The sequence below is a fragment of the Kamptonema formosum PCC 10802 genome (assembly GCF_000332335.1).
Classification (GTDB): domain Bacteria; phylum Cyanobacteriota; class Cyanobacteriia; order Cyanobacteriales; family Oscillatoriaceae; genus Oscillatoria.
The window spans coordinates 2,773,879-2,797,596 of record NZ_KB235948.1 but is presented as its reverse complement, the minus strand read 5'-3'; the positions used below and the strand labels follow the sequence as shown (position 1 = coordinate 2,797,596).

The window sequence follows — 23,718 nt, the reverse complement described above, 5'->3', positions numbered from 1 at the left end:
TTCTGGACCTCGCCGGCACAACTCAGCTGCGAGTTCAAGCGGATGCCGGGTGCTATTCTCAAGTATAAACTGTCAGAAATTAAAAGTCAATAAAACACAGAATTCACGAGTTTAAATTCACCCTTCAAAATCTTTTATGTTCTTTTTGGCGAAATCAACATAAATTAACATAGCGTAATAAATCTTATAAATAAGGTCTGTCGGGAACAGAGGCGCGAAGAGTCCGGTTTGCTGGTGCGGCTGACTTGCAATTTCCCGGGTATGGTGATAGGATAGCGCCATTCACTCTGACATTGGCGAAAATGCCCGGGGTGAAAATATAACTTAAAGCTATCCTGACCGCTCGGATAAAATTGTAACACTACTGCCAGACCAGCCATGTCCCCACCCTCTGCCAAATTGGAAATTTATCGAGGCGGCAACCTTGAGCGAGAGTTCCTGCTTGACCGCGACCTGACCGACATCGGTCGGGCACCGGAAAACGCCCTTGTCCTCAACGAGCCCACCGTCTCGCGCCACCACGCTCAGATTGTCCGGAAAGCAGACGGCTATACAATAGCCGACAAAGGGAGCTCAAAGGGCACGCTGCTCAATGACATTAAACTGCAACCTGACAAACCCCACCCCTTAGCCGACAGTGACAGAATCGCCATCGACATATTTGAACTGCGATTCTGCCCGGTGGCCGCACAAGAAGAAAAGACCGAAGTATATGTTTCCTCCACTTTACCAGACACGGTTGTAGCCGCAGCCTCCGGCGCGTCGGTGCTGAGAGTGCAAACGCCGCAGGGGACGAGGAATTTCCCCCTGTCAAAAGACACCATCGTTATCGGTCGCGCCCCCAATTGTGACATTCGCATTGATGCGTCGGTGATTTCGAGCCGGCACGCCGAATTGCGACGGAGGTCAAACGGCTATGAAATCGTCGATCTCGGCAGCACCAACGGCCTGCTAAGCGAAGGCCACCGCATCGACCGCAAGGTCTTGGCAGATGGGGACGTATTGCAAATTGGTGGGGAAGTCACCCTCACCTACGAGCTAGCACCGGCAACCGTAATGCCAACTGCAGTCGAGCAGCTGGACTTGCGCGGGCGCACCAGCCTCAGCTTGGGGCGCGACCCCCAAAACGACACGGCCATCGACCACCCTGCAGTGTCCCGGTTCCACGCCAAAATTGTCAAGCAAGCCGGCTCCTGGACCATTACCGATCTCAACTCGACAAACGGCACCTTCGTCAACGGCAAGCAGATTGACGCCGAGCGCGTGCTGATGGCCGGGGACACCATCCGCATCGGGCCATGCAGCTTAGTCTTCAACGTCGATGAAACCCTCGTCCGCAAAAACGAACAGGGCAACCTGCGCCTGGACGCCGTGCACTTGAATAAGGTCGTCGCCAAGGACGTTAACCTTTTAAATGACATATCTCTGTCAATCGAAGCGCGGGAGTTTGTGGTGATTGCCGGCGTCAGTGGCGGCGGCAAGTCCACCCTGCTCGACGCCCTCAATGGTTTCCGACCGGCAACTAGCGGCACGGTGCTGGTGAACGGCACAGACCTGTACAAGAACTTTAACGCTTACCGCACAGAACTGGGCTATGTGCCCCAGAAGGACATTGTTCATACAGAGCTGACCGTAGAGCAAGCTCTGGACTACGCAGCCCGGTTGCGGATGCCGGCGGACACGACGCGGGCGGAGCGCAAGAAGCGGGTGGCGGAGGTGATCGAAGAGCTGCGACTGACTCACCGCAAGGACGTGCCGGTGAAAGACCTCAGCGGCGGTCAGCTGAAGCGGGTGTCGATGGGGGTGGAACTGCTCACTAAACCCAGCCTTTTCTTTCTCGACGAAGCGACTTCTGGCCTCGATCCGGGGACAGAGCTAGAGATTATGGAGTTGCTGCGCCAACTAGCGGATCAAGGGCGCACCATCCTGCTGATCACTCACGCCACTAAAAATGTCAAAATGTGCGATTTAGTGGTGTTTCTGGCGAAGGGAGGGTATGTGGCCTACTTCGGGCCGCCGGCAGAAGCCCCCGCCTACTTTGGGGTGGGAGATTTTGATGAAATTTACCGTCTGGTTGAGCGTGAAATCTCGCCCGAAAAATGGCAGCAGCGCTACCTCAATTCGCCACAATATCAGAAATATGTGGTGCGCCGGCAGCAATCTTTGCAAGCGCCTGCGACAGGGGGGCAAAGCCCGCGCCCGCAGAAACAGCGACCAGGGGCTAAGGTGAAGCGCATCTCGGCTTTGGGTCAGTTCCTGATTCTGTCTGAGCGCAATTTGGCGATTTTGATGCGCGACCGGTCTAGCCTGATTTTGATGCTGGCCATCGCGCCGGTGTTGGGACTGCTGGATTTTGTCACTTGGAAGCGCGATTTGTTCGATGCCGGGCAAGGAGATCCGCGTCAGGCGATCACGATGCTGTTCACGGCTGCTCTGATTGCGGTGATGGTTGGCAGTCTGGCGACGATGCGGGAAATTGTTAAGGAGCAGGAAATCTATCGCCGGGAGCGAACCATTGGTTTGCAGCTCCTTCCTTATATCCTGTCAAAGGTGTGGGTTAGCGTCGTGCTGGCTATGTATCAGGCGGCGGTTTTCTTGCTGTTTAAGGTTCTGGCGGTGGACATTCCCGGCGGGACAGAAGTGCTGGCCGGCATGTATGTGACGCTGTTCCTGGCGACGATTGCCGGTATGGTAATGGGTTTGCTGGTTTCGGCGATTTCCCCAAATCAGAATGTGGCTCCTTTGCTGACGATTGTTTTCCTGGTGCCGCAGATTACCTTTGGCGGCGGCATGCTGTCCGTGGAAAACTTTGGCCCGCCGGGGAAAGCGATCAACCAGCTCACCCTCAGCAAATGGCCGTTTGAGTCGCTGGTGACGCTCACCGGCTTGGGCAAAGATGTGGCCAATGACCAGTGCTGGCAGCTGCCGGAGGAGGAGCGCAAGAAACTCAGCGACTCGGAACAGAAGAAATGCGCCTGTATCGGGCCGAGGATTTTCAAAAGCTGTCAGTTTCCTGGGATTCGCGGTAAATACAACCAAGCCGTAGACGAGCCAGAACCTGAGAAGCCACAAGATCCGGGGAATCCGCCACCCCAGCCCACAGCGCCGGAAATTCCCACACCGGAATACCAGCAGGAAATGGACAATTTCAGGCAGGATATTAATGCTTACAATCAGAAGGTGGATGAATACAAAAAAGCCATCGACAGCTGGCAGGAGAAGTACAGCGATTGGAAAGGGAAATACGAAAGCGCTATTGGGGAAGCGGAAGGCACTCTCGAACGGTTCAATAAAGATTATGGCCGCACTTTCAATGTAGATGTGACTCAGCACTGGAGTTCCCTGGGCTTGCTGATGGCGGGCATGTTTGGCCTCCTGTTGGTGGTGCAGAAGCGGAAAGACGTTCTCTAGGATGAAATTCTCTCTAGGGTTTCTATTCGAGTTGTGAAAAGGTAGAAACCCGGTTTCTTAAAGAAACCGGGTTTCTGGCATGTAAGATGAAATCCGGTTAGATAGGCGGTTTCGGGTTTAGTGGGGTGCGTGAGGTGCTGGCGTGACGCACCCCACTTCTGTCCGGCAGTCCTATCATTAGGGGCGAGTCCAGTGGCATCTTTATTGCACAGTTGAGTCCGAAAGCTGGCGCTCTCCGTGCCAGCGTGCCCAATGCCCGAGCGCCCCCTGTCCCATCGCCCGCTGCCCCGCAGTGGCAGCGTTTCGGGAAAAGTTAAGAAAGCGAAACAGAGTGGGCACTTTTCCCGGAAGCGAGCTTCAATAAAATATAGGGGGTATTTGCTATACTGGTTTCGGGGGCCTTGAGAGGGGAGCTCTTGGTGGCAAAGGGCTGGCAAGTCGCGAATCGCTTAGGGACTAGCAGCAGGTTTGGCCAGGTTCCAGGCTGGCCGGCACTTAAAAACCAGGCATGAATGCGATTCACTCATGGAAGGGGCACGCCGCCCCGTTTTCCGCCCCGGTGTAAAAACAGGGGGTTTCCAAAGGGATATCAATATGAAAACACAGAATCGCCCAAACCGTTTTAAAATGCTGGCTGGACTGGTGGGCGCTGCCGGTGCCAGCTTGCTGATCGGTCTGCCCGCCTTGGGGCAGTATTACTATCCGTACAGTCTTTTCAACCCGAGTTCGCGACCATTGCTGGAGTCTTCTGATGAAGAGCCCAGTGTTGTGGAGCTAGTTACGGCTAATAATTCACTCAAAACGCTTGCTAGAGCCTTGCAAGTGGCCGGACTTACTGATACTCTGGCTGGAAAAGGCAACTTCACCATTTTAGCTCCGACGGATCGAGCCTTTGAGGCTTTGCCACCGGGGGCGGTTGAGGAGTTGCTGAAGCCGCAGAATAAAGAAAAACTGCTGAAGATTCTTAATTACCATGTGATTGCCGGCAAGGTTAGTGAGAGTGACTTCCAGAAAGGGGAAGTAAAAACTGTCGAAGGCAATTCAGTTAAAATTACCGTTGACCAGCCGGGCAATCAAATCAAGTTTAATCAGGCCACCCTCAATCCGCCGTCTATTCCTGCTACCAATGGCGTGATTATTGTGATTGACAAGGTGCTTATCCCCCCGGACTCGATCGGGCTGCAAGAAAGTTCTGTGTGGTGAACTGTGGCCCAGAAACCCGGTTTCGTAGGGGCGGGCCACCCACGGAGACCACCCTCTTCCGGGTTTCTCAGTCCCTCACTAATAAGCTCTTTGGCTTTTAACCTGCTTTTACGTTGAAAAGAGGCAGAGCCTCCAGATTGCGTTCCCAGGCGGTAGGGGCGGGTTCCCGTGCCACTGGTGTCAACTTAAGCTCCTGGCGATTGAAACTCACTGCGACAAACGAAGTCCGCATGACAAGGACTTAAGAGAATAGCTACAATTTTAAAACCCGCGCAGGCGGGTTTGGTCTGTGTAGCTGCGGTTTCAACCGCTATGGGACACAGCTTAAGTTGACACCAATGGTCCCCGTGCCCGCCCCGGAACGAGAGAATAGAGATGGGTAGTGCAAATTATCTGCGCTATAGCTTATGAGAAACGCTATAAGAAACCGGGTTTCTGCTGCGAAACCCGGTTTCTAGACTAGCGCCCTAACTTCTCCTGCAACTGCTTGCGCTGCTGGATAGCCGGCAAGAAGTTGGGCTGAATTTCAATCACTTTGTTATAGACTTCCAGCGCGTCCTCGTTCCGTCCCAAACCCTCCAGGGCAACACCTCGGTTCAACAGGGCAACCGGATCGCTGGGAGCGATTTTTATGGCTCTGTCAAGGGCGGCTAGGGCTTCGTCGTAGCGCTTGCTGACGGTGAGGGCGATGCCCCGACCCACCCAAGATTTAGGGTCATTGGGTTCGGTTCTCAGGGCTCTGTCAAAAGAAACGATTGCCTCTTGCTGGCGCTGCAATTGCAAGAGAGCAAATCCCCTGTCTCGCCACGCCTGATAGAAGTCTGGGTTGAATTCCCGCGCCCTGTCATAATCCTTGATGGCCTCTTCAAAGCGCTGCAATTCAGCGAGCAAAGAGGCTCGGTTGTGCCAAGCGATATGGAATTTCGGCCTGATTTCCAGCGCCCTGTCGTAGGCTTTGAGCGCGTCATCCGGGCGCTGCAAGAAAAACAGCGCACTGCCTTTGCCAACCCAAGCGGGATAGTAGTTTGGGTCGGTGGCAATCGCCCCCTCAAAAGAATTGAGCGCCTCTGGGAAGCGCTGCAATTTACTTAACACATTCCCCCGGTCAACCAGGGCTTGGATATCCTTGGGATTGGCTTTGAGGGTGTCGCTGTAGGAGGCCAGGGCTTCTTGATAGGCTTGGCGCGCCTCTTGCGAGCGCTGCAAATACTCTAAGGCAAAAGCTTGGTTCTCCCAAGATTTGGGCTCTTTCGGCTGGATTTGGCGGGCTTTGTCAAAGGCGTCGAGCGCTTCTTGAAAGCGCTTCATGCCAATCAGGGCGCGTCCCCGACCGTTCAAGGCTTGCACGTCACTCGGATTGAGTTCGAGGGCTTTGTCATGAGATTTTAGGGCTTCGTCGTAGCGCTGCAATTGATACAGGGTCTTGCCCCGGTTATTCCAAATTTTGGGGTCATCGGGCTGGATTTTCAGCGCTCTGTCATAAGCGAGGAGCGCTTGCTCGTAGCGCTCTAAAAAAAAGTAGGCATCGCCTTGAATTTTCCAGGCTTTTGCGTCATCGGGCCGGTTTTTGAGCACCCCGTCAGCGATAGTGAGCGCTGCTTCTGGCTGCTGGGCGTCGATTAATTTATTGGCTTGGCTGAGCGGATCTGGGCGCAGGAAAAACGCTAGGCTGCCGGCGGCTAATCCCAACACCGCCACTATCGCCCCGACGTGCCAAAGCTTGAACCGGCGCGGCACAGGGGGGGGCACTACCGTCCCAGTGGGGGTGTCGGGCGCACCGCCGGTGGGTGTTGAGCGGTTGGGCGGTCTGATTTGGGAGGGGGTGGGCTCCCCTTGGTTTTCGGTGCGGTCCCCTTGGGGCAGGTTGGCCAGGTCGGCGAGGACTTCCTCTGCGGACGGGTAGCGGTCCCTGAAGTGCGAGCGCACCATTTTGTCCAAAATCTGGGCCAGCGGTTCGCTCACCCGGGCTCTGTCGCGCCAGACGAGCTCGCCGGAAACCGGATCTTGCGGCAATCGGGATGGCGCAATGCCGGTTAAGGCGTGGATGGCAATCGCGCCCAAGGCATAAATGTCGCTGTTGGGGCGGGGACTGCCGGCTAGCTGTTCGCTGGGCATGTAGCCGGGAGTGCCAATGGCAACGGTAACACCTTCGCTGATCCCCTGGCTGCTGACTTGTTTGACTGCGCCAAAGTCAATGAGGACTAATTTCCCGTCACCGGCGCGTCTGATTAAGTTGGAGGGTTTGAGGTCGCGATGGATGACGTTCTGCCGGTGGACAAACGCTAGTGCCGGCAAAACATCGTTCAGCAGGGCGACGGCAAAGGCTTCACTCAGCTGCTTGCCCGGTTGAATCTCTTGACTGAGAGGCTCTCCTTCTATACAATCCTGCACGAGATAAAATTCCTGCTGTTCCTCAAAGTGCGCTAGCAAGCGCGGGATCAGGTCGTGGCTTCCCAACCGGTGCAGGACTTTGGCTTCGGTGTCGAATAAACGTCTGGCTGTCTTGAGTGTCAGTTCGTCTTTCGCCTGCGGTTTGAGCTGCTTGACGACGCACCGAGGGTGGTCAGGCAGTTGGTGGTCTTCGGCAATATAGGTCTGGCCAAACGCCCCGCCTCCCAAGGAGCTGATGATTTTGTAGCGTCCACCTAGTGTTTGTCCCAGTATAGTGTCCATGAGATGTTTGGGTTAGATCGGCAGCAGCACAACCGGCAGCAGATATATGCCACAATCTAGCAGGTTTTTTCTGGTTGGTCACTATCCACTTTATCGCGAATCTTAAGGCGTTTGATGCCGGGGTGCCGGCGGTGAGAGGCTGTGCGGCGGGCCGCCGTCCAGTTTCTGGGGGTGCCGGTTGCGGGCTGGCGGGTGCTGGACTTGCGCTTGCCGGCGGGCAATCTGTGGGTTTTAAGAATGAACCGCCTCCGTGAAGGGACGCCAAAAATGTGCAAAAATGTGAGAGAATTAGTCGGGGGTATGGAAATATTAATTCGGCGGAATTGAGGTTTAAGAATGAACCTTAATAAAAAAAATTTTCCCACCTCAATTAGAAGTCGGTAGGCGTTGGGCGCGTGCTGGGAGGGGGTGTCCACTGCGACAGACTTTTGCCCGCCGGCTCGGGCGTTCAGAAACCCGCCCCGAGATTTTAGCAGCGGATTCGGTAAAATGATTCAGGCTGATATAGGTAAAGGCATCTCTGTAAATGCGTATCTCTCTGAATTGGCTGCGGGAACTGACAGACATTACGATGAGCCCGGAACAGTTGGCGGAAACGCTAACAATGGCTGGGTTTGAGGTGGAAGATATTGAAGACCGGCGCACTTGGGCTGATGGCGTGGTGCTTGGGAAGGTGATCAGCTGCGCCCAACACCCGAACGCGGACAAGCTGCGGGTGTGCCAGGTTGATATTGGGGCGGGGGACGAACCGCTCAATATTGTCTGCGGCGCGCCTAACGCTCGGGCTGATATCTATGTGGCTGTGGCGACTGTTGGCACTTATCTGCCTAATGTGGATTTGAAAATTAAACCGGCTAAACTGCGCGGGGTGCCTTCGGCAGGGATGATTTGCTCTCTGGCTGAACTCGGTTTGACTAAGGAGTCCGCCGGCATTCACATTTTTGAGCTGGAAAACCCCCAACTGGGCAGCGATGTCCGCCCTCTGCTGGGTCTGGATGATGTGATTCTGGACTTGACAGCAACGGCAAATCGTGCTGACGCTCTCAGTATGGTGGGGGTGGCGCGGGAAGTGGCGGCGCTGACCGGCTCGACTGTGCGGCTTCCAGAAGCGGGTGAGCTGGGGGAAACCCTGTCTGAAGGTTCCAATTTGAGGGTTGACAATTCACTGCAATCGTGCCCGATTTATATCGGTACGGCGATTGAAGGGGTGAAAATTGGCCCGTCTCCAGAGTGGCTGCAGCGCCGGCTGCAAGCTGCTGGGATTCGCCCTATTAATAATGTGGTGGATGTCACGAATTACATTTTGCTGGAGTGGGGGCAGCCGCTGCACGCTTTTGACCGCGAGCGCTTGCAATCTGTCGCCGGCAGCGAGAGCTTGACAATTGGCGTGCGATATGCTAAGGCTGGGGAATCCCTGAAAACGCTGGACGGTCAGCTGCGGGCGCTGCAAGAACAAAATCTGCTGATTGTGGCCAATGACAAGCCGGTGGCGCTCGCCGGCGTTATGGGCGGTGAGGAAACAGAAGTCGGTGACGGGACGCAAAATTTGGTGCTGGAAGCAGCGATTTTTGAGGGGGCGGCGATCCGCCGGTCGTCTCGCAGTCAGGGGTTGCGCTCTGAGTCGTCCACTCGCTATGAGCGGGGGGTGAATCAGGCGGAATTGCCGGTGGCGTGCCGGCGAGCTCTGAAGTTGATTGCTGAATTGGCTGGGGGGGTGCCGGTGTCTCAGGCGATTTCCCGCACGGGACCGACGAGTTTCACTCGCTCTGTGGAGTTGCGTCTTGACCGAGTTAATCAGCTTTTGGGAAAGGTGAAGCGGGGAGATGCCACCGGCGAGTTGCAACCGGAGGAAATGGAGCGCATCCTGACGGCGCTGGGTTGCTGTGTGGAGCGCACGCAAGAGCGGGTGTGGGCGGTGACGGTGCCGGCGTATCGCTATCGGGATTTGGAGCGGGAAATCGATTTGATTGAGGAAATTGCCCGTTTGTACGGCTATGATAATTTCTGCGAGACGCTTCCGGGCAGTGCGATGTTGGGCTATTTGCCGGTGGAGGAGCAGCTGACTCGCGAGCTGCGATCGGCTTTCCGCGCTGCGGGTTTGACGGAACTGATGCACTATTCTCTGGTGAAGCCGGTGTCGGAAAATCAGGTGGCGCTGGCGAATCCTTTGTTTGTGGAATATTCGGGGCTGCGGAGTGAGATGCTGTCGGGGCTTATTGACGCTTTTCAGTACAATTTGCAGCAAGGAAATGGCGCTCTGAATGGGTTTGAAATTGGCCGCATTTTCTGGAAGGACGGGGATGTTTTGAAGGAAGCTTCGGCGCTGGCGGGCGTTATTGGGGGCGATCCGGAAGTGGGCCGGTGGGTGCGCGGCGGTCGCGAGCAGGCGCTGAGCTGGTTTGAGGCGAAGGGTGTGCTGGAAAGTGTGTTTGGGCGCTTTAATGTGCCGGTGGAGTGGAAACAGGAGAGTTCTGAAGAGCGCTTGCACCCCGGACGCACGGCGTCTCTGTGGGTGGGAGACAGCCGGTTGGGGATTTTTGGCCAGCTGCATCCGGAGTTGCGCCAAGAGCGGGATTTGCCAGATGCGGTGTATGTGTTCCAGCTGGATTTAGCTGTGCTTTTGGCTGCTGTGGGTGAGGGGGCGCTGGGACGCAGGTTCCGCGCTTATTCGAGCTATCCTGCTTCTGACCGGGATATTGCGTTTTTCGCGCCGGTTGGGGTGTCTGTGGCGGAATTTGAGGGGGCAATTGTTAAGGCTGCGGGTTCGCTTCTGGAGTCGGTTGAGGTGTTTGATGAGTATCGCGGGGAGCATGTGCCTTCGGGTCAGCGAAGTTTGGCGTTTCGCCTGGTTTATCGGGTGGGCGACCGCACGCTGACTGATTCTGATGTTGAGCCGGTGCACCAAAAGGTTCGGGAGGCTCTGGTTAAACAGTTTGATGTTAGTTTGAGAAGTTAGCTACCTGGCGATTGAAATCGCGGCTATACAAACGAAGTCCGCCTTCGCGGACTTCCTCGTTCCCAGCCTCAGGCTGGGAACGCATCTATCAGAGGCTCTGCCTCCTGCGACAGTGTTGGGGGAAATGCTAAACTTCTGTAAATTTTTGTTAATTTTACAGGAAGGGTGACTTCTTGCCGGTGAGGGGGTGGTAGGATAGTACCGGCGGCAATTCCAGACGCCCCCGCTAGGGGAAATCTAAATTTTGTATTAAGTATGGCTAAGTATGTGATGTGGGGAAGTTACTGTGAGAATGTGCTGGAAAAGCGGGAGCCTTTCCGGCAAGCTCACTTGGATGGGCTGAAGAAGCTAAAAGAAGCCGGTGTTATAATTACAGTTGGCCCAACTAAGGATGTGACCAAGGTGTTTGGCATCTACGAGGCGGAAGATGAAGCTACGGTGCGCCGGCTGGTTGAGGCAGATCCGTACTGGCAAAACGGCATCTGGACGGAGTATAATGTGAAAGAGTGGATTCAAGTGTTCTGAAGAGGGAACGGAGTGAACATCTTACAGCAGGGGGACGGCGATTTAGTCGCCGTGAACTACAGCGATTTGCTGGACAAGATTTTACGGGCTTTGCGGAATCACAATCCGTTCAGGATATCGGGAGATCGCCGCAAGTTGCTTGTTGATATTGATGAATTAGCCGCCTCTCTCGCGACTTCGGCGCAGGTGCAGAATCCCCTGGAGTCTTCGCAAAGTGTTCGCTCCGCAAGTGTCAACTTTAGCCGGGGGTTTCGAGAAGTCTTTCCGGGTAAGGTGCGGGAGATAAGAGAGTGTTTGAGGGAGAAGCTAGAATCCGCACTGGGAGAAACCGGCTCTATTCAGGAACTGGTTGCCGGTTTAATCACGCGCGATTTGCAATCTTTTCCGACGAGAAAACCAGATCAGTTGGGTTTGGCCTACGACTTTGGCAAGCGGTATGATAACCTGGTGAAACAGAAACTCAGTCTAGAATTCGACCGTCCCGGTGGTGAGTCCCTGCTGAAATTCCACAAACTCACAATTGCGGTGCGGAATATCGATGAGTTTCAAGAAAATCTCAAGCGGGGATTGGAAAACTACATTGAGCAAGAAGTGCCTTGGGAAAGTGAAGAGGACAGGGCAGATTTGTATAGCGCTCTCGACCGTCTGGAAATCGCTGAATTTTCTGAATTTTACCAGCTGCAGGAAATTGTCGATACAGAAACTCTGGGGAAGCTGAAGAAGGAAGCGGAAATTACTTATTTGGAGTATCTGCGAGACAGCATCGAGACGCAAGACACCGCCGGACTTATATATCTGCGAGATTTAATTCGGCGTCTGAGGCTGATAGAAGAGTATATCAGCGCTGACAGACCGGATGGCCATTATGAAGTGAGCTATGCTGGGGCGACGGTTAACTATAAAGATGCGTTTTCCCGCGCTGAAGCTCTGGACTCCCTTCCGATCATTCCTATTGTAGGCGGGTATTTGGGAGAAAATACGGACAGGAGCGGGGGAGAGATTCAGTTTGTTTTTGGCCTAAAATTGAAGTTGGCCGGCAAGGTGCAAGCGCTGGGAGGGGATGAAGTCTTTGACTACAATCTGGATATCATCAATCCAGACAGCAAGAAACATCAGGAGGAAATCGGGGACTCTTCTAAGCAGGAAAGCTTTGCTAAACGGGTGTTGAGGCGAGTGCTCCTGTACTTTTTTGTCTTTGCTTCTCGCAGCAATCCTTTAGACCCCAATTACAGTCCTGACTCCGAGCTGGAGTACGATCCAATTGCCGGCTTTGAAAAAGTTTTGCCGGTGTTGCGGGGGGATAATGAGGAGGCGAAAAAGAAACTATTTCGGGGAATTGTGCGAGGCTTCAATGAGTATAATGTGCGCCACAAGATAAGCCGGCTGAAGGAACTGCTGAAAAACTTTCTGGAGAGACAGACGATTTTGGCAACCCGAACCTATCCCATCCAGATTGCGGTGAGGAAAGGCATCCTGAACCCGCCAGGGGAGATCGACAGCATGATTAACGGGGCTTTTTTAAGGGAGGTTTTGGGGCGCAATCCCAAGGAATGCTTGAGATATATCTCGATTGGCGGGGCGCATGTGGATGAGGGCGCTCTCTGCCAGCTGCCGGCTAGCATTACGATAGAAGATATCCGCTACTTTCCGGCTGAAGAGCGGGAAAAGTTCAGCTGGGAATATGATATAAAAGGGGTAAGTGCGCTGGCGGTGGCTTGGGTTCCCAAACAAGATCCCTGCTGGGAAAAATACACCAAAAATTTGCAGCATCACAAGCTAATCCTGTTTCCCTACGACAACCGGCATCTAAACGAGAATAACCCGAATCGGTTGGACATCTCTCAGGCTTTTGTTTACCAGTTCACCTGGGTCGTGCTGGCGCTTATATGCCTGAACCTTCTGCTGGAAAATGCTCCGGACAATTTATTTGTCCCGATGCTGCGGTTGCACGAGGGCGACGACAATAATCCTTTTCCGGTTGAGAAGTTTTTGGCAAACCTTTCTAAAGGGCTGTCCCACCTGCTGAATGAGAAATGCCGGTGCAGTTCGCAAGGGTTCCGGGTGAAGAACCTGAAAGGGTACACCATTGCTAATGGTCTGAGTTCCCTGTACTCTGTGCTTCCGAAAAAGTTTCGTTTCGTCGATGAGTTTCCAACGCTAGAAAAACTTGCTATTATTATAGTATCCAGCGTAGAGAGCGACGCTAGGACAGGGAGCAGGAACCGGAACAGCCGCATTTCCAATTTGCTGGGAGAAGTGGTGAGCGTCACGCGCCAAGCGGACGGTACTGTTCGGCTGGAGATTCTCAAGACTTTCTCTGACAATTACCCGAATTGGCGGATCTATCGCGACGCGCCGGTGCTCATCAATACGGTGGACAATCTTTATCGTGAGGGCTACCGGCACTTTTTGTATATCGCGCAAGCTCCCTATTCCAGCACCCTGCACATCACCCGGAGTCAGGGGGAAGAGGAACTGTATTTTATGTCGCCCAAACTAATCAAGGAGTTGAAGGGAGAGCGTCAGGACATTAAGATATACCCGGTGTTTTTTGATAAATACTACGTCATCAACAAGGAGAGAAGAGAACGGCGTGCTAAATCCCTGTATGTCACAGACACCGAGCAGCTAACAAGTGTGTCCAGAGATCCCCAGCAGCAAGCTGTTGTGTTTTTCAACCTGTTTAATGGGATTACGGTAGGGAGCAGCGAGGAGCGCTTTTACAATGGCGTTGTTTCTTACGCCACACTGGTGAATATCTATGAAGGCATTCTCGATGACATGGATATCCGGCGGGGATTGCTGGAGGACACTCCCCTGAAAGCTGACTTGCTGCAATACCTGACGCTGTTTCACTTTTCGAGGTTCGAGAAAAACAGCAACATCAGTTTAAAACTCGACCCTTACGAGAATATCATCGGGGATGATTCCTTTGGGAAGCTGTCTATATTTAACCACATGAGAGGGGAGATTGAGTTTAACGCTTTGGCCTTTATGACCGAGATTAAGAAAGCATTAATAGAGGAGGCATCTAGATAAAAAGGTTCGTAGTAGGGCTTTAGCCCTCCTCCCCTCCAAGAGGGAAGGACTATAAGCTATTACGCTTTTAATCTGCTTGTTGTAAAAAGGAGGCAGAGCCTAAGCGAGCAGCGTTCCCAGCCTCAGGCTGGGAACGAGGGGAATTGGAGTAAAATAATAAACGTAGCAAAGCAGTAAAATATGATAGCAGAAAACTTAGGCCGGCTCTTTGAGGTGGGGTTCAATATTGGCATCCTCGCCTTTATCGAACACCACCAGATCAAGCACAACTTTGGCAACCTGTACCGGCACGATTTGCAGCACTTGCACTTCCCCGCAATGCTGAAGCGGATGGTTGAGGATGAAGAACTGATCAGCACTGAGAATATCGGGATTGTAGAAAAGTGGAGCCTGTACACGATCCAGAAAGGCTTCCTCTCTGGGTTAAACTTCTTCGGGGAGTACATCAAAGCTGCCGGTTGGGACGACCGGCACTTGCCAAATACCGAAATTCTCTATTACCAGTGCAGCTTTTGTGGGGAGAACAGCATCAAAACCTATTCCAAAAATCCTGATGATAAAGAATATGCCGAGTTCCTGTCTCAGTTTGGCACTCTAGATAACCTGGATACGGTGATTCGCCGGCACAAAAACAAGGGAGAGTTTTTGAAAGCGGACACCCTGATGCTCTTGAAAAACCGAGATAAGTACAGGATTCTTTCCCTAGACTTATCCGTATTTTCTGTCAAGTCCGCACAAGACCTCTTAGACTTGGAAGACAGAGAACTGGAGAATCAGCGGCGCATGTTGCTGCGCGAGATTAGCTATTTGCGCTCCAAAAGCTTTTTCTCCAAACTGCGGATAGACACCGGCTCCACCGGCAACTTGGGGGTGGAGTTTTCCGAGGACTTGAAGCTGTACTTCACCGCCTTTAAGCGGGAGGACAAAGAAAGCGCCAAATTAATCCAAGCTGCTTCCTACGCTCACAGCTTCTATGGATTTCTGTTACAGACCTGCATCTTGACAGAAAGTGCGCCGGTGGTGTTTAATGCAGTGGGGTACAGTGACCGGGGCATCAGCGCCATGTCCCTGCGCCCAGAAAACTTAAACGTACTGGCAACTTGTGCCAAGATTTACAAAAATGAAGCTAAAAAACCGGAAATCAACATCGCTCGCCGAGAGGTTTTAGGGATTATCCAGCGAAATGCAAATCGGAGTTTTACTGATGGGAAGCTGTTTGTCGAGGCGCTGTCAGAAAAACCTCTCAGTCTCAGAGAGGACGGGATTGCAGAAATCACTCACACCGAGCGGATGGATGGCTTTCTCAACTCTATAGATACCATATCGGCTGACCTAGCATCTCAGCTAGACATCAGTCCCAAATCCCACCTGAGAGACGCTCACGCTGAACTTATCAGAAAAGCCCTGGTTTCTGACGACACCTATATATTTTTAACCGGCAATCCCGGAATTGGCAAAACCACAGCCATCGCCAACTTCCTACAAGCTCACCTCGATGAGGGGTTTTTGTTCTTCTACGTCAGTCCCCGCAAACAAGTCAACCTAGACATTATCGAGAAATTCAAATCACCAGACACCGAGCAACTGTCCGACAGCCGGCTGTTTTGCATCAACACCAACGCCAGCATCATCAAAGAAAACGGCGGAAAACCCACAGTCGAGTATCATTCCAATCAGCGCCAGGATGATTTTACCGCCAAGTCCATCCACTTCCTCAACGCCACCAGAGAGCGCCAGCGCCGGGAACAGCAACCGCAGCGCCTCAAGCAAGAAACTGAAGACACCTTTCGAGATATTGGCGAGCGAACCGCCGGCGTACTCTCTAGCATCTGCGAAGGAATCCACGCCCTCATCGACAGCAAGAGCTGCAATAATATTGTCGCCACAGCTTCCATCCAGTCTTTGCGGATAACCCCGAATGGAGCCAACACCCTAGAACACCTTGACAAAATCTTCAAAGGTGCTTACAATAAACGCGAGGGGAAAGTCATCCCCTCCGCGATGCGCCAAATCTCGCAAAGGATAAAGCACGTCTTCATAATGGTAGACGAAATCACCGGCGACGATAGCGGCGTCAACTTCCTGAAAGGAATCAGCCAGTTCTTGAGCCGGTTTCAGCTAGCGAAGCACGGTTTCAACACCAAAGTCATTGTTGCAGACGCCTCTATTGTTGACCCAGAAGTCATCACCCAGCACCTCTCGGAAGCCTCACCGGAACCCGACAAAATCTATTTCCGGATGGCGAAACAAACCGCAGCGCCTATTTCTGTGTCGCGGTTTCCGTTTAAGAGAGCCGGTGCTATCGCCATCAACGCCAACTCCTACCCCGCTCGCAGTTTGTCAATCACCTATAAGGTGTTTGTCGAGTGCTTGAAATACAGCGAGGAGGCGTTTTCATATAAAGGGAACAGCTTGGTGAAAGCCGTACAGTCAAAGATAGCCGAGGACATCAGCGCCTACTTGGAACATCCAGACGCCGATCAGCTGCTGGTGTACATCCAGGACAAAAAGAGATTGCAGGAGCTAATTGAGAAACTTCGCAGCCGGCGGGAAAAGTTCAAGGAGAATGAGGACTACCTGGAAATACACGCCAATCTCTCCGAGGAGGCTAAGAAAAATATACACCGGCACAAGAATAATGTCAAGGTAATCTTTATGACCTCTTCCGCGAGTCGGGGGCTGTCCTTTCCCAAGGCGAAGCGCATCCTGGCGGAAATTCCCCGCTTCCAGGTAGAGAGAAACCTGATGGAAGTTATCCAGGTGATCTACAGAGCGCGTGGGGAGTATTGGGAAAATGGGGAAAGCAAGACGCTCGACGGCGAAGACAAGGAGCTGATTTTTTACTTGTCCGATCGAGCGCTATATTACCCCAAAGAGCGGGATATGTCTTTCGAGGATTATGCCAAAGAGCGCCAGCTTTCTATCCAGGAAAGCGTGCTAAGTTTGTTAAATATCTTGCTGATTCTCAAGATTTCCGTGATGACGAGGATTGTGGGGGCTTGGCGTCTGGGCAGGAAAGAGTTTATGATGATTCCTATCGGCGGGAAGTCTGTGTCAGCAGCCGGTGATACCTTTACCAGTCAGATGACGAATCTAATCCGAGAACTGAAGAACGAACACCGCCGGCGTCCCAGCAACCTGACGCTTCAGCAGGTTTATACCAGTTTGCAGGAAATTCTCAGCCGAGCCGAATTTACCTTGCTCGATGCAGATAAACCCAGAAAGCCGGTTTCTCCAAGAAACCGGCTTTCTGAACAGCTTTCCTATCTTTCCTTGCGAGACTTGTTCAACCGGCAGTTTTCCCAGCTGTGCGGAAGTTTTGACAAATTGCTAGATTATGGTAAGATAGAACCGGGGCACATCAGTGGCAGCTTGCTGGTGGTGCCGGTGGGTGAGAAAACCCTGGAAGAAACTTACCAAATTCGGCTGGAGCAGCAGATCAGGAAGCACGCCACCCCCGAACTGATCGCGAAAATGCGGGCGATTAGCCACAGTTTGGAGTACCCGGAAAACCTGCGCACCGCCCTCAGGGGTGGCGCGATGGAGTTGGTGAAATTGCTCAGCGGGGAAGTTACCCGAACTCAGTGGTTTGAGCAGAGCAGCCAGCGAGACGATCAGTATTATGCTTTACCACTATTTGCCTTTATTGCCGGTGAGGCGATGCGGGACTATTTCAAAACCAATCCCGAAGAGGAAGAAGACACCGAATTTCGCACGCTCATGTCCAGGTATGTTCACTCCCTGTACCCAGCATACAACACCCTGCCCATCGGTCGCAAGTATGGAGAATTCCCATTTCTTATCTTCAGGAGCTACAGTTTAGAAGAGATGAGGGAAAAAATCTTTACCGACAAATACCTCCTAACTTCCAGTGAGCTGAACGTCCTCAACCTGATTCTGTCCAAAGAAAAGTAGGGTGCGTTAGCGAAGCGTAACGCACCCCCAACCTCTAACTGTTTTATCCCATTCGCCCCTCAAACCGAGTCGAGAACCATTTATAAGTCAGCGAACCGGCAATCATCGCGATTACAAACAAAACGGGATTCCAGATGCCCAGCACCAGCGCCGTGAGGCCAGGTCCTGGGCAGTATCCAGCGATTCCCCAACCGGCACCGAAAATAGCCGCCCCCAAAATCAGTTTTCTGTCGATGGTTTTCCGAGTAGGCAATTCAAACTTTTCCGCATAGAATGGGTGCGGGAGGCGCAACACGAAACGGAACGCAATCACCGTCACGCCAACAGCCCCGCCCAGCACAAAAAGCAGCGTCGGGTCCCAAGCACCGGTGACATCCAAGAACCCGAGAACCCGCTGCCGGTCAATCATTTGGGAAAAACCCAAACCCAGACCAAACAGCACACCTGCAATCAAAGCTACCAGATTTTGTTTCATATTTTCAACCTTCAATCTTGTAAAAGCGCGATTTATTTTATCGCGTCTGGCTCTTTCTCAGGTTGACAAGAAAAGGACGTGGCGCGTCACGAAAACCGTGACAATCGCAGTGCCCAAAAAAGTCAGAACAGCCACCAGCGAGCGAAGCGAAAGTCTGCCCAGCCCACACACCCCATGTCCGCTGGTGCAGCCGTTGCCCATGCGCGTGCCGAAGCCCACCAGAAAGCCGCCGGCAATCATTGCCAAGGGAGCGAACTCAGATGCCGGTGTCGGTGCCGGTGCGAGGACATATTCATAGAGTGCGCCCCCCGCCAGCAGTCCGCCCAGAAAAAGCCAGCGCCAGACTTCGCCTGACGCTAAATTGAGGGCGCTGTTGAGCGTGCCACTAATCCCAGCGATCCGACCGTTGAATGCCAGCAGGACAGTCGCACTCGTGCCGATGAGCAAACCGCCCAGCAAGCCGGTCACCCAGTTAAACTCAGTCATTTGAACCCTCTGGAATTCCTAAATTCCAGCCCCATCGAGAAAGTCTTCAATCACCCCATCAGAATAGCACTTTTCGCTATCCGTTTTTTCGCTAACCACCGGCACCGGGGGCGGATTGAATCCAGCTTGCAACTGGACCACCTGTTTCTCAAGCTCCTTCACCCGTTCAAATAAAGCGCGAATCACCTCAGCTTCCACATCCCGCAGGCTGTTGTGATCCAGAGCGTCAGCCCTCACCCCATTCAGACGAGTGATGCGCCCAGGAACCCCCACCACCGTACTGTTACTCGGCACATCCCGCAGCACCACCGACCCCGCACCGATGCGAACATTATCGCCAATCTGAATATTGCCCAGCACCTTCGCCCCCGCACCCACAACAACATTATTCCCCAGCGTCGGATGGCGCTTGCCCTTTTCCTTTCCCGTCCCCCCCAGAGTCGCCCCCTGATAAATTAGCACATAGTCGCCGACAATAGCCGTCTCGCCGATCACCACTCCCATCCCGTGGTCGATAAACACCCCTTTGCCAATTTTAGCGCCTGGGTGAATCTCAATTCCCGTGAATAATCGGCTCAAAAAAGACAGGAAACGAGGCAGAAAAGGAATGCCTATAATGTGCAGCCTGTGCGCTAGCCGGTGGCACCACAGAGCGTGCAATCCAGGATAGCAAAACAGCACCTCCAGCCAGTTGCGGGCAGCTGGATCGCGCTGAGAAATCGTTTGCCAATCAGCGATTAAAATACTGATAGGGTTAGCTCTGACGGGGCGAAAACTCTCTCCTAGTGAGGAGGCGTCATTATAATTTGCCGTCTGACTATTTTGGGCTACTTCTGTCGGGGTTTGAGCGTTTTCGAGCAGCACTTTCCGATTACCTCCAGTAAATATGTCCGATTAATTTACTTACTCAGCTGTTAGGCTTTTAACCTGCTTTTCCGTTGAAAGGAGGCAGAGCCTCCAGATTGCGTTCCCAGCCTGAGGCTGGGAACGAGAGAAACCTGGTTTCTTGATGTTCTCTTTATTTCTGCTAAAAAAGCTCCGAGGCAGCAGCTCCCCCCTCACCCCAAAGTGCGGGGTTTGGGGGGGTGAGGGGACATTTATCATGTCCCCTTGTGCGAAAAATTCCAGTTAGCGGAAGCGAATAGTCCGCAGGACTTCTACGAGCGTGTCGATTTCCTGACAAGTGTTGTAAAAAGCCAGTGAAGGCCGAACCGTACCCGTCAGATTATACCGCTGCATCGTCGGTTGAGCGCAGTGATGACCGGCACGCACCGCAATCCCTTCTCGGGCGAGGCGCTGCCCAACTTGTTCCACAGGGATGTCATCCAGAATAAACGACAGCACGCTGACTTTGTGCGGTGCCGTACCAATCAGATGCAACCCCGGAATCTGCGCCAGGCGTCCCATTGCGTACTCGGTGAGCTGGTGTTCGTACCGTTCGATATTGCTCATCCCCAGGCGGGTGATATAGTCAATCGCCGCACCCAGTCCAACCGCATCCGCAATATTAGGCGTTCCCGCTTCAAATTTTGCCGGGGGATCGCTGTAAATCGTTCTCTCGAACGTCACATGGCGAATCATGTTTCCGCCACCCTGCCACGGGGGCATATCCTCCAGGATTTCCCGTTTGGCGTACAGGACACCAATTCCTGTTGGCGCAAAGAGTTTGTGACCAGAAAAGGTGTAAAAATCGCAGCCGATATCTTGAACATTCACCGGCATGTGAGAGACAGCCTGCGCCCCGTCAACCAGGACGACTGCCCCGTGCCGGTGGGCGATTTGCGTCATCTCCCGCACTGGAACGATGGTTCCGAGAGCGTTAGAAACCTGCGTGATCCCAACGATGCGAGTGCGCGGTCCCAAGAGTCGGGCGTATTCCTCTTGCAGAATTTTCCCGCGCTCACTAACAGGAATAACCTTTAAAATTGCTCCCGTTTCTTGCGCCAGCATTTGCCACGGAACAATATTGGCGTGGTGTTCCAGCGTCGAGAGAACAATTTCATCTCCGGGCTGAATGTACTTGCGACCCCAGGTTTGCGCCACCAGATTAATCGCTTCGGTGGTTCCCCGCGCGAAGATAATTTCCGACGACGAACTCGCACCCAGAAACCGCTGCACCTTCTCCCGCGCTCCTTCATAGGCATCCGTCGCACGCGCCGCCAGAGTGTGGGCTGCTCGGTGAATGTTGGAGTTGTCTCGCTGGTAGAACAGCGACAGAGCATCGATAACGCTTTGCGGCTTTTGAGTTGTGGCGGCGTTATCCAGCCAAATCAGCGGTTTGCCGTTGACTTTCTGGTGCAAAATCGGAAAGTCTTTGCGGATGGCGCTGACATCAAAAATTGCCCCCGACTGTAACCCTAGGTTTTCCACTGCTGGGGGAGACAGGAAATAGAACGACGGCTGGGATGTTTCCCGCACCGGCTTCTGGCTGGCTTGCGCTCCCGCATCCGCGAAAGCCCTTTGCAAATCGGGCTCGCTGAGCGGTAAAATAGAAGTTGGCCTTGGAGGCGCGGGAATCGAATTGCCCGGAATTCCGCTGGGGTAAATCTGGGGAATCTGGGCGTACAGCTGCTGTGCCACCGCTTTCAAAGTTTCCACATTCAAGGCATCGCTGGAAGCGGAAGTTGTGGGCAGAGCAGCAGCCGTTTCGCCGGAAGGTGCGGCGGGTTCCAGCTGTGCGAATGCCTGAAACACGTTAGTTTCCAGGTTAGCGGGAAGCATCTGCGCTCGCAACTGTTTGGCCATTGCGGTTAATGCGTCCTCGCTGAGGGCTGGTGCCGGTGCGGAGTTCCCCACTAATGCCACCCCACTCATGCCAGAACTATTGATTTCAGACGGCGCAACAGTCCCGATAGTTTCCACTGCCGGCTGGGTGCCGGCTGGGGCTGCGACGCCGCTCCCATTTGGCAAAGCGCTATAAAGCTGATTCGCGAGCGATTCTACAGAGAGCGGGTCAAAGATCCCACTGTCGCCGGTGGGAGGTAATGGCACGTCTTGAGGCGGGTGATGTCCGCTTTTACCGTTATGCGCTGGGATATTGATAGTCATGGTAGTATCCCACCTCCACGTTTTCCAGCACGGCTAGAGCATCATCGGTTAAGACAGCGCAGGAGAAGTACAGCGTCATTAAATAAGACGCGACTGCCACCTCGTTGATGCCCATGAACCGCACGGAAAGGCTGGGCATTTGTTCGCCGGGAATGCCCACTTTATGCAAGCCGACAACGCCTTGTTCTTTTTCACCGGCACGCACGAGCAGGATATTCGTCTTGCCAGGACCGTAGGGGCTGCCGGTGCGGTTTTTCACTTCCAATTTGTCGCAGGGCACAATTGGCACGCCGCGCCATGTTATAAAAGGAGAGCCGAAAAGATTGATGGTGACTGGCGGAACGCCCCGGCGCGTGCATTCGCGTCCGAAAGCCGCAATCGCTCGCGGGTGAGCCAGGAAGAAAGCCGGTTTTTTCCACACGCGAGCCAGCATTTCATCGAGATCGTCGGGAGTCGGCGCACCGTAGCGAGGCTGAACGCGCATTGAGGGCGCGGCAGCGTTGAGCAAGCCAAAAGCAGGGTTGTTGATAATTTCCCACTCTTGCTGCTCTTTCATGCCTTCGACTGTCAGGCGGAGCTGTTCGCGCAACTGGTCGATCGGCTCATTGTAAATGTCGGTAACGCGGGTGTGAGCGCGCAAAATCGTTTGGACGATACTCAGTTCGTACTCTTGCGGTTCGCTTTCGTAGTCCACAAAAGAAGCCGGTAACTCAGTTTCGCCCTCGTAGCCAGCCGCGAGCGCAACTTTTTCTTCCCCGTACAGGTTGAGGAGGGACTTTAACCGCATGCGATTTTCCTCCGCCTGCCGCAAGTTTTCCAGCACGGTGGGAGAGTGACTCACCACTTGGTCGAAGCAGCCTTTAGAAAGCACCAGCAACCGGCAGGGGGTGAGGCTGCGAACAGTCGCGTCGCTGGGCATATCTTTATAGAGATCGACTTCGCCGAAGTAGTCTCCCGCACCCAGAACGGCAAGGCGCAAGGGTTGGCCTTGTTCGCCCCGCACTAACACTTCTAGTTTCCCTTGCGCGACAATATAGAATTTGTCGTCTTTTTGCCCTTCCGTAACTATAGTTTCTCCCATCCCAAAAGACACGCTCTGGAAGCGCTTGGCGAGCGCCGCTGCGTCAGAAATAGCGATATCTGACAGCATGGGGATTGTCCGCAGGTCTTCTGGAGCGACATTCGAGTAGCCGTTGCTGTTACTGACCCGAACTTTTGGACTTTGTTTGAGAACGACTTTGGTGCGGTTGACGCGGTACGTTCCCGATTGCACTTGCACCCAAGGCAGGAAGTGCAGCAGCCACCGGGGTGTAATCCCCGTCATTTGCGGGACGGTATTCGTCGTGACCGCTAGGTTGCGAGCGACTTGGGTGTCAATGCTTTGTTGCTGCCGGTTTAGATTTGTTGCGATTGCGATCATAGTAATTCAGCAATTATTGTGCCGATTGAATAGCCAAAAAGATCCCTCATACTTAGCTTTGAATGCGGGTTCTGTTAGCTAAGTAAGTCATTTTGCTTACACTTACAAAGTTTATACCTCTACCCCGCAAGGAACCAGAAAAAAAACCTTAAAAAAAAAAGTGATTTTTATTACAAAGCAAATTCCCATAAGCACATGTCGTTTTTGTTGATTATTGAGTCGTTAGCGGGCCTTTAGCCGCATACTTTTGGCGAATTAAGGGCAGTGAGCGGTCGAGAGGGAGGAAAACTGTGGGGCATCCCTCTTTTGCATTACGAGCGGGGGAGCCTCTTGTACAGACGCGATAAATCCCCCTCGTTCGTGGAAAGAGGCGATTTATCGCGCAATACTGTATGTATATACACTTATTCGTAATGCGTCGGAGCGGAGCGCGTTTTAGCGCCGGTGGTTTGTACCGGCGCGATTTATCGAGTCCTGTGCTGCAGCTGGGACTTTTGCCTGATTCTGGACTGAACAGGTGCGCGTGCGGAGCCCACTATATAGAGTGGGGTGGGTTAAGAGCAGGGT

13 protein-coding genes are annotated in these 23,718 nt (G+C 53.2%); 7 read left to right on the top strand and 6 right to left on the bottom strand.

Annotated elements, in window-relative coordinates:
- Positions 1 to 378 precede the first annotated feature (378 nt).
- Together OSC10802_RS0111925 and OSC10802_RS0111915 are read left to right on the top strand one after the other, a co-directional pair.
- On the top strand, positions 379 to 3,411 hold the full coding sequence (locus tag OSC10802_RS0111925) for an FHA domain-containing protein (RefSeq protein WP_017716996.1): 3,033 nt from the start codon (positions 379 to 381) through the stop codon (positions 3,409 to 3,411).
- A 594-nt stretch (positions 3,412 to 4,005) separates the two neighbouring features.
- On the top strand, positions 4,006 to 4,614 hold the full coding sequence (locus OSC10802_RS0111915; RefSeq protein WP_026098396.1) for a fasciclin domain-containing protein: 609 nt from the start codon (positions 4,006 to 4,008) through the stop codon (positions 4,612 to 4,614).
- A 459-nt stretch (positions 4,615 to 5,073) separates the two neighbouring features.
- On the opposite strand, the gene OSC10802_RS0111910 is transcribed toward OSC10802_RS0111915, so the two are convergent.
- Positions 5,074 to 7,287 (bottom strand): serine/threonine-protein kinase, encoded by a 2,214-nt coding sequence (locus OSC10802_RS0111910; RefSeq protein WP_017716994.1) that lies wholly within the window; start codon positions 7,285 to 7,287, stop codon positions 5,074 to 5,076.
- A gap of 74 nt (positions 7,288 to 7,361) precedes the next feature.
- Between OSC10802_RS0111910 and OSC10802_RS49570 the strand changes: the two genes are divergently transcribed.
- From OSC10802_RS49570 to OSC10802_RS0111885, 5 genes are all read left to right on the top strand, one after another.
- A complete protein-coding gene (locus tag OSC10802_RS49570; RefSeq protein ID WP_155967603.1) occupies positions 7,362 to 7,541 on the top strand; it encodes a hypothetical protein in 180 nt (59 codons plus the stop codon).
- Positions 7,542 to 7,813: 272 nt separating this feature from the next.
- Positions 7,814 to 10,243, top strand: coding sequence for a phenylalanine--tRNA ligase subunit beta (gene pheT, locus OSC10802_RS0111900; RefSeq protein WP_017716992.1), 2,430 nt, complete (start codon positions 7,814 to 7,816; stop codon positions 10,241 to 10,243).
- A gap of 255 nt (positions 10,244 to 10,498) precedes the next feature.
- The gene (locus OSC10802_RS0111895) at positions 10,499 to 10,768 is read left to right on the top strand and encodes a YciI family protein (protein WP_017716991.1); all 270 of its coding nucleotides are present in this window, start codon (positions 10,499 to 10,501) and stop codon (positions 10,766 to 10,768) included.
- Positions 10,769 to 10,780: 12 nt separating this feature from the next.
- Positions 10,781 to 13,807, top strand: a complete 3,027-nt coding sequence (locus tag OSC10802_RS0111890) for a hypothetical protein (protein WP_017716990.1) — start codon at positions 10,781 to 10,783, stop codon at positions 13,805 to 13,807.
- Positions 13,808 to 13,987: 180 nt separating this feature from the next.
- A complete protein-coding gene (locus OSC10802_RS0111885; protein WP_017716989.1) occupies positions 13,988 to 17,722 on the top strand; it encodes a helicase-related protein in 3,735 nt (1,244 codons plus the stop codon).
- 43 nt (positions 17,723 to 17,765) lie between these two features.
- Here the strand turns inward: OSC10802_RS0111885 and OSC10802_RS0111880 are convergent, their stop codons facing one another.
- From OSC10802_RS0111880 to OSC10802_RS0111860, 5 genes are all read right to left on the bottom strand, one after another.
- Entirely contained in the window at positions 17,766 to 18,197 is a 432-nt protein-coding gene (locus tag OSC10802_RS0111880; RefSeq protein ID WP_017716988.1) for a DUF6691 family protein, read from the bottom strand.
- A 57-nt stretch (positions 18,198 to 18,254) separates the two neighbouring features.
- A complete protein-coding gene (locus OSC10802_RS0111875) occupies positions 18,255 to 18,683 on the bottom strand; it encodes a YeeE/YedE family protein (RefSeq protein ID WP_017716987.1) in 429 nt (142 codons plus the stop codon).
- 18 nt (positions 18,684 to 18,701) lie between these two features.
- Positions 18,702 to 19,433, bottom strand: a complete 732-nt coding sequence (cysE, locus tag OSC10802_RS0111870; RefSeq protein WP_304412229.1) for a serine O-acetyltransferase — start codon at positions 19,431 to 19,433, stop codon at positions 18,702 to 18,704.
- Between the two features lie 378 nt (positions 19,434 to 19,811).
- Positions 19,812 to 21,731, bottom strand: coding sequence for a family 2A encapsulin nanocompartment cargo protein cysteine desulfurase (locus tag OSC10802_RS56140; protein WP_017716985.1), 1,920 nt, complete (start codon positions 21,729 to 21,731; stop codon positions 19,812 to 19,814).
- Positions 21,706 to 23,151: a family 2B encapsulin nanocompartment shell protein gene (locus OSC10802_RS0111860; protein ID WP_017716984.1), complete on the bottom strand. Its 1,446-nt coding sequence runs from the start codon at positions 23,149 to 23,151 to the stop codon at positions 21,706 to 21,708. The genes OSC10802_RS56140 and OSC10802_RS0111860 overlap by 26 nt, the downstream gene beginning before the upstream one ends.
- Between the last annotated feature and the right edge of the window lie 567 nt (positions 23,152 to 23,718).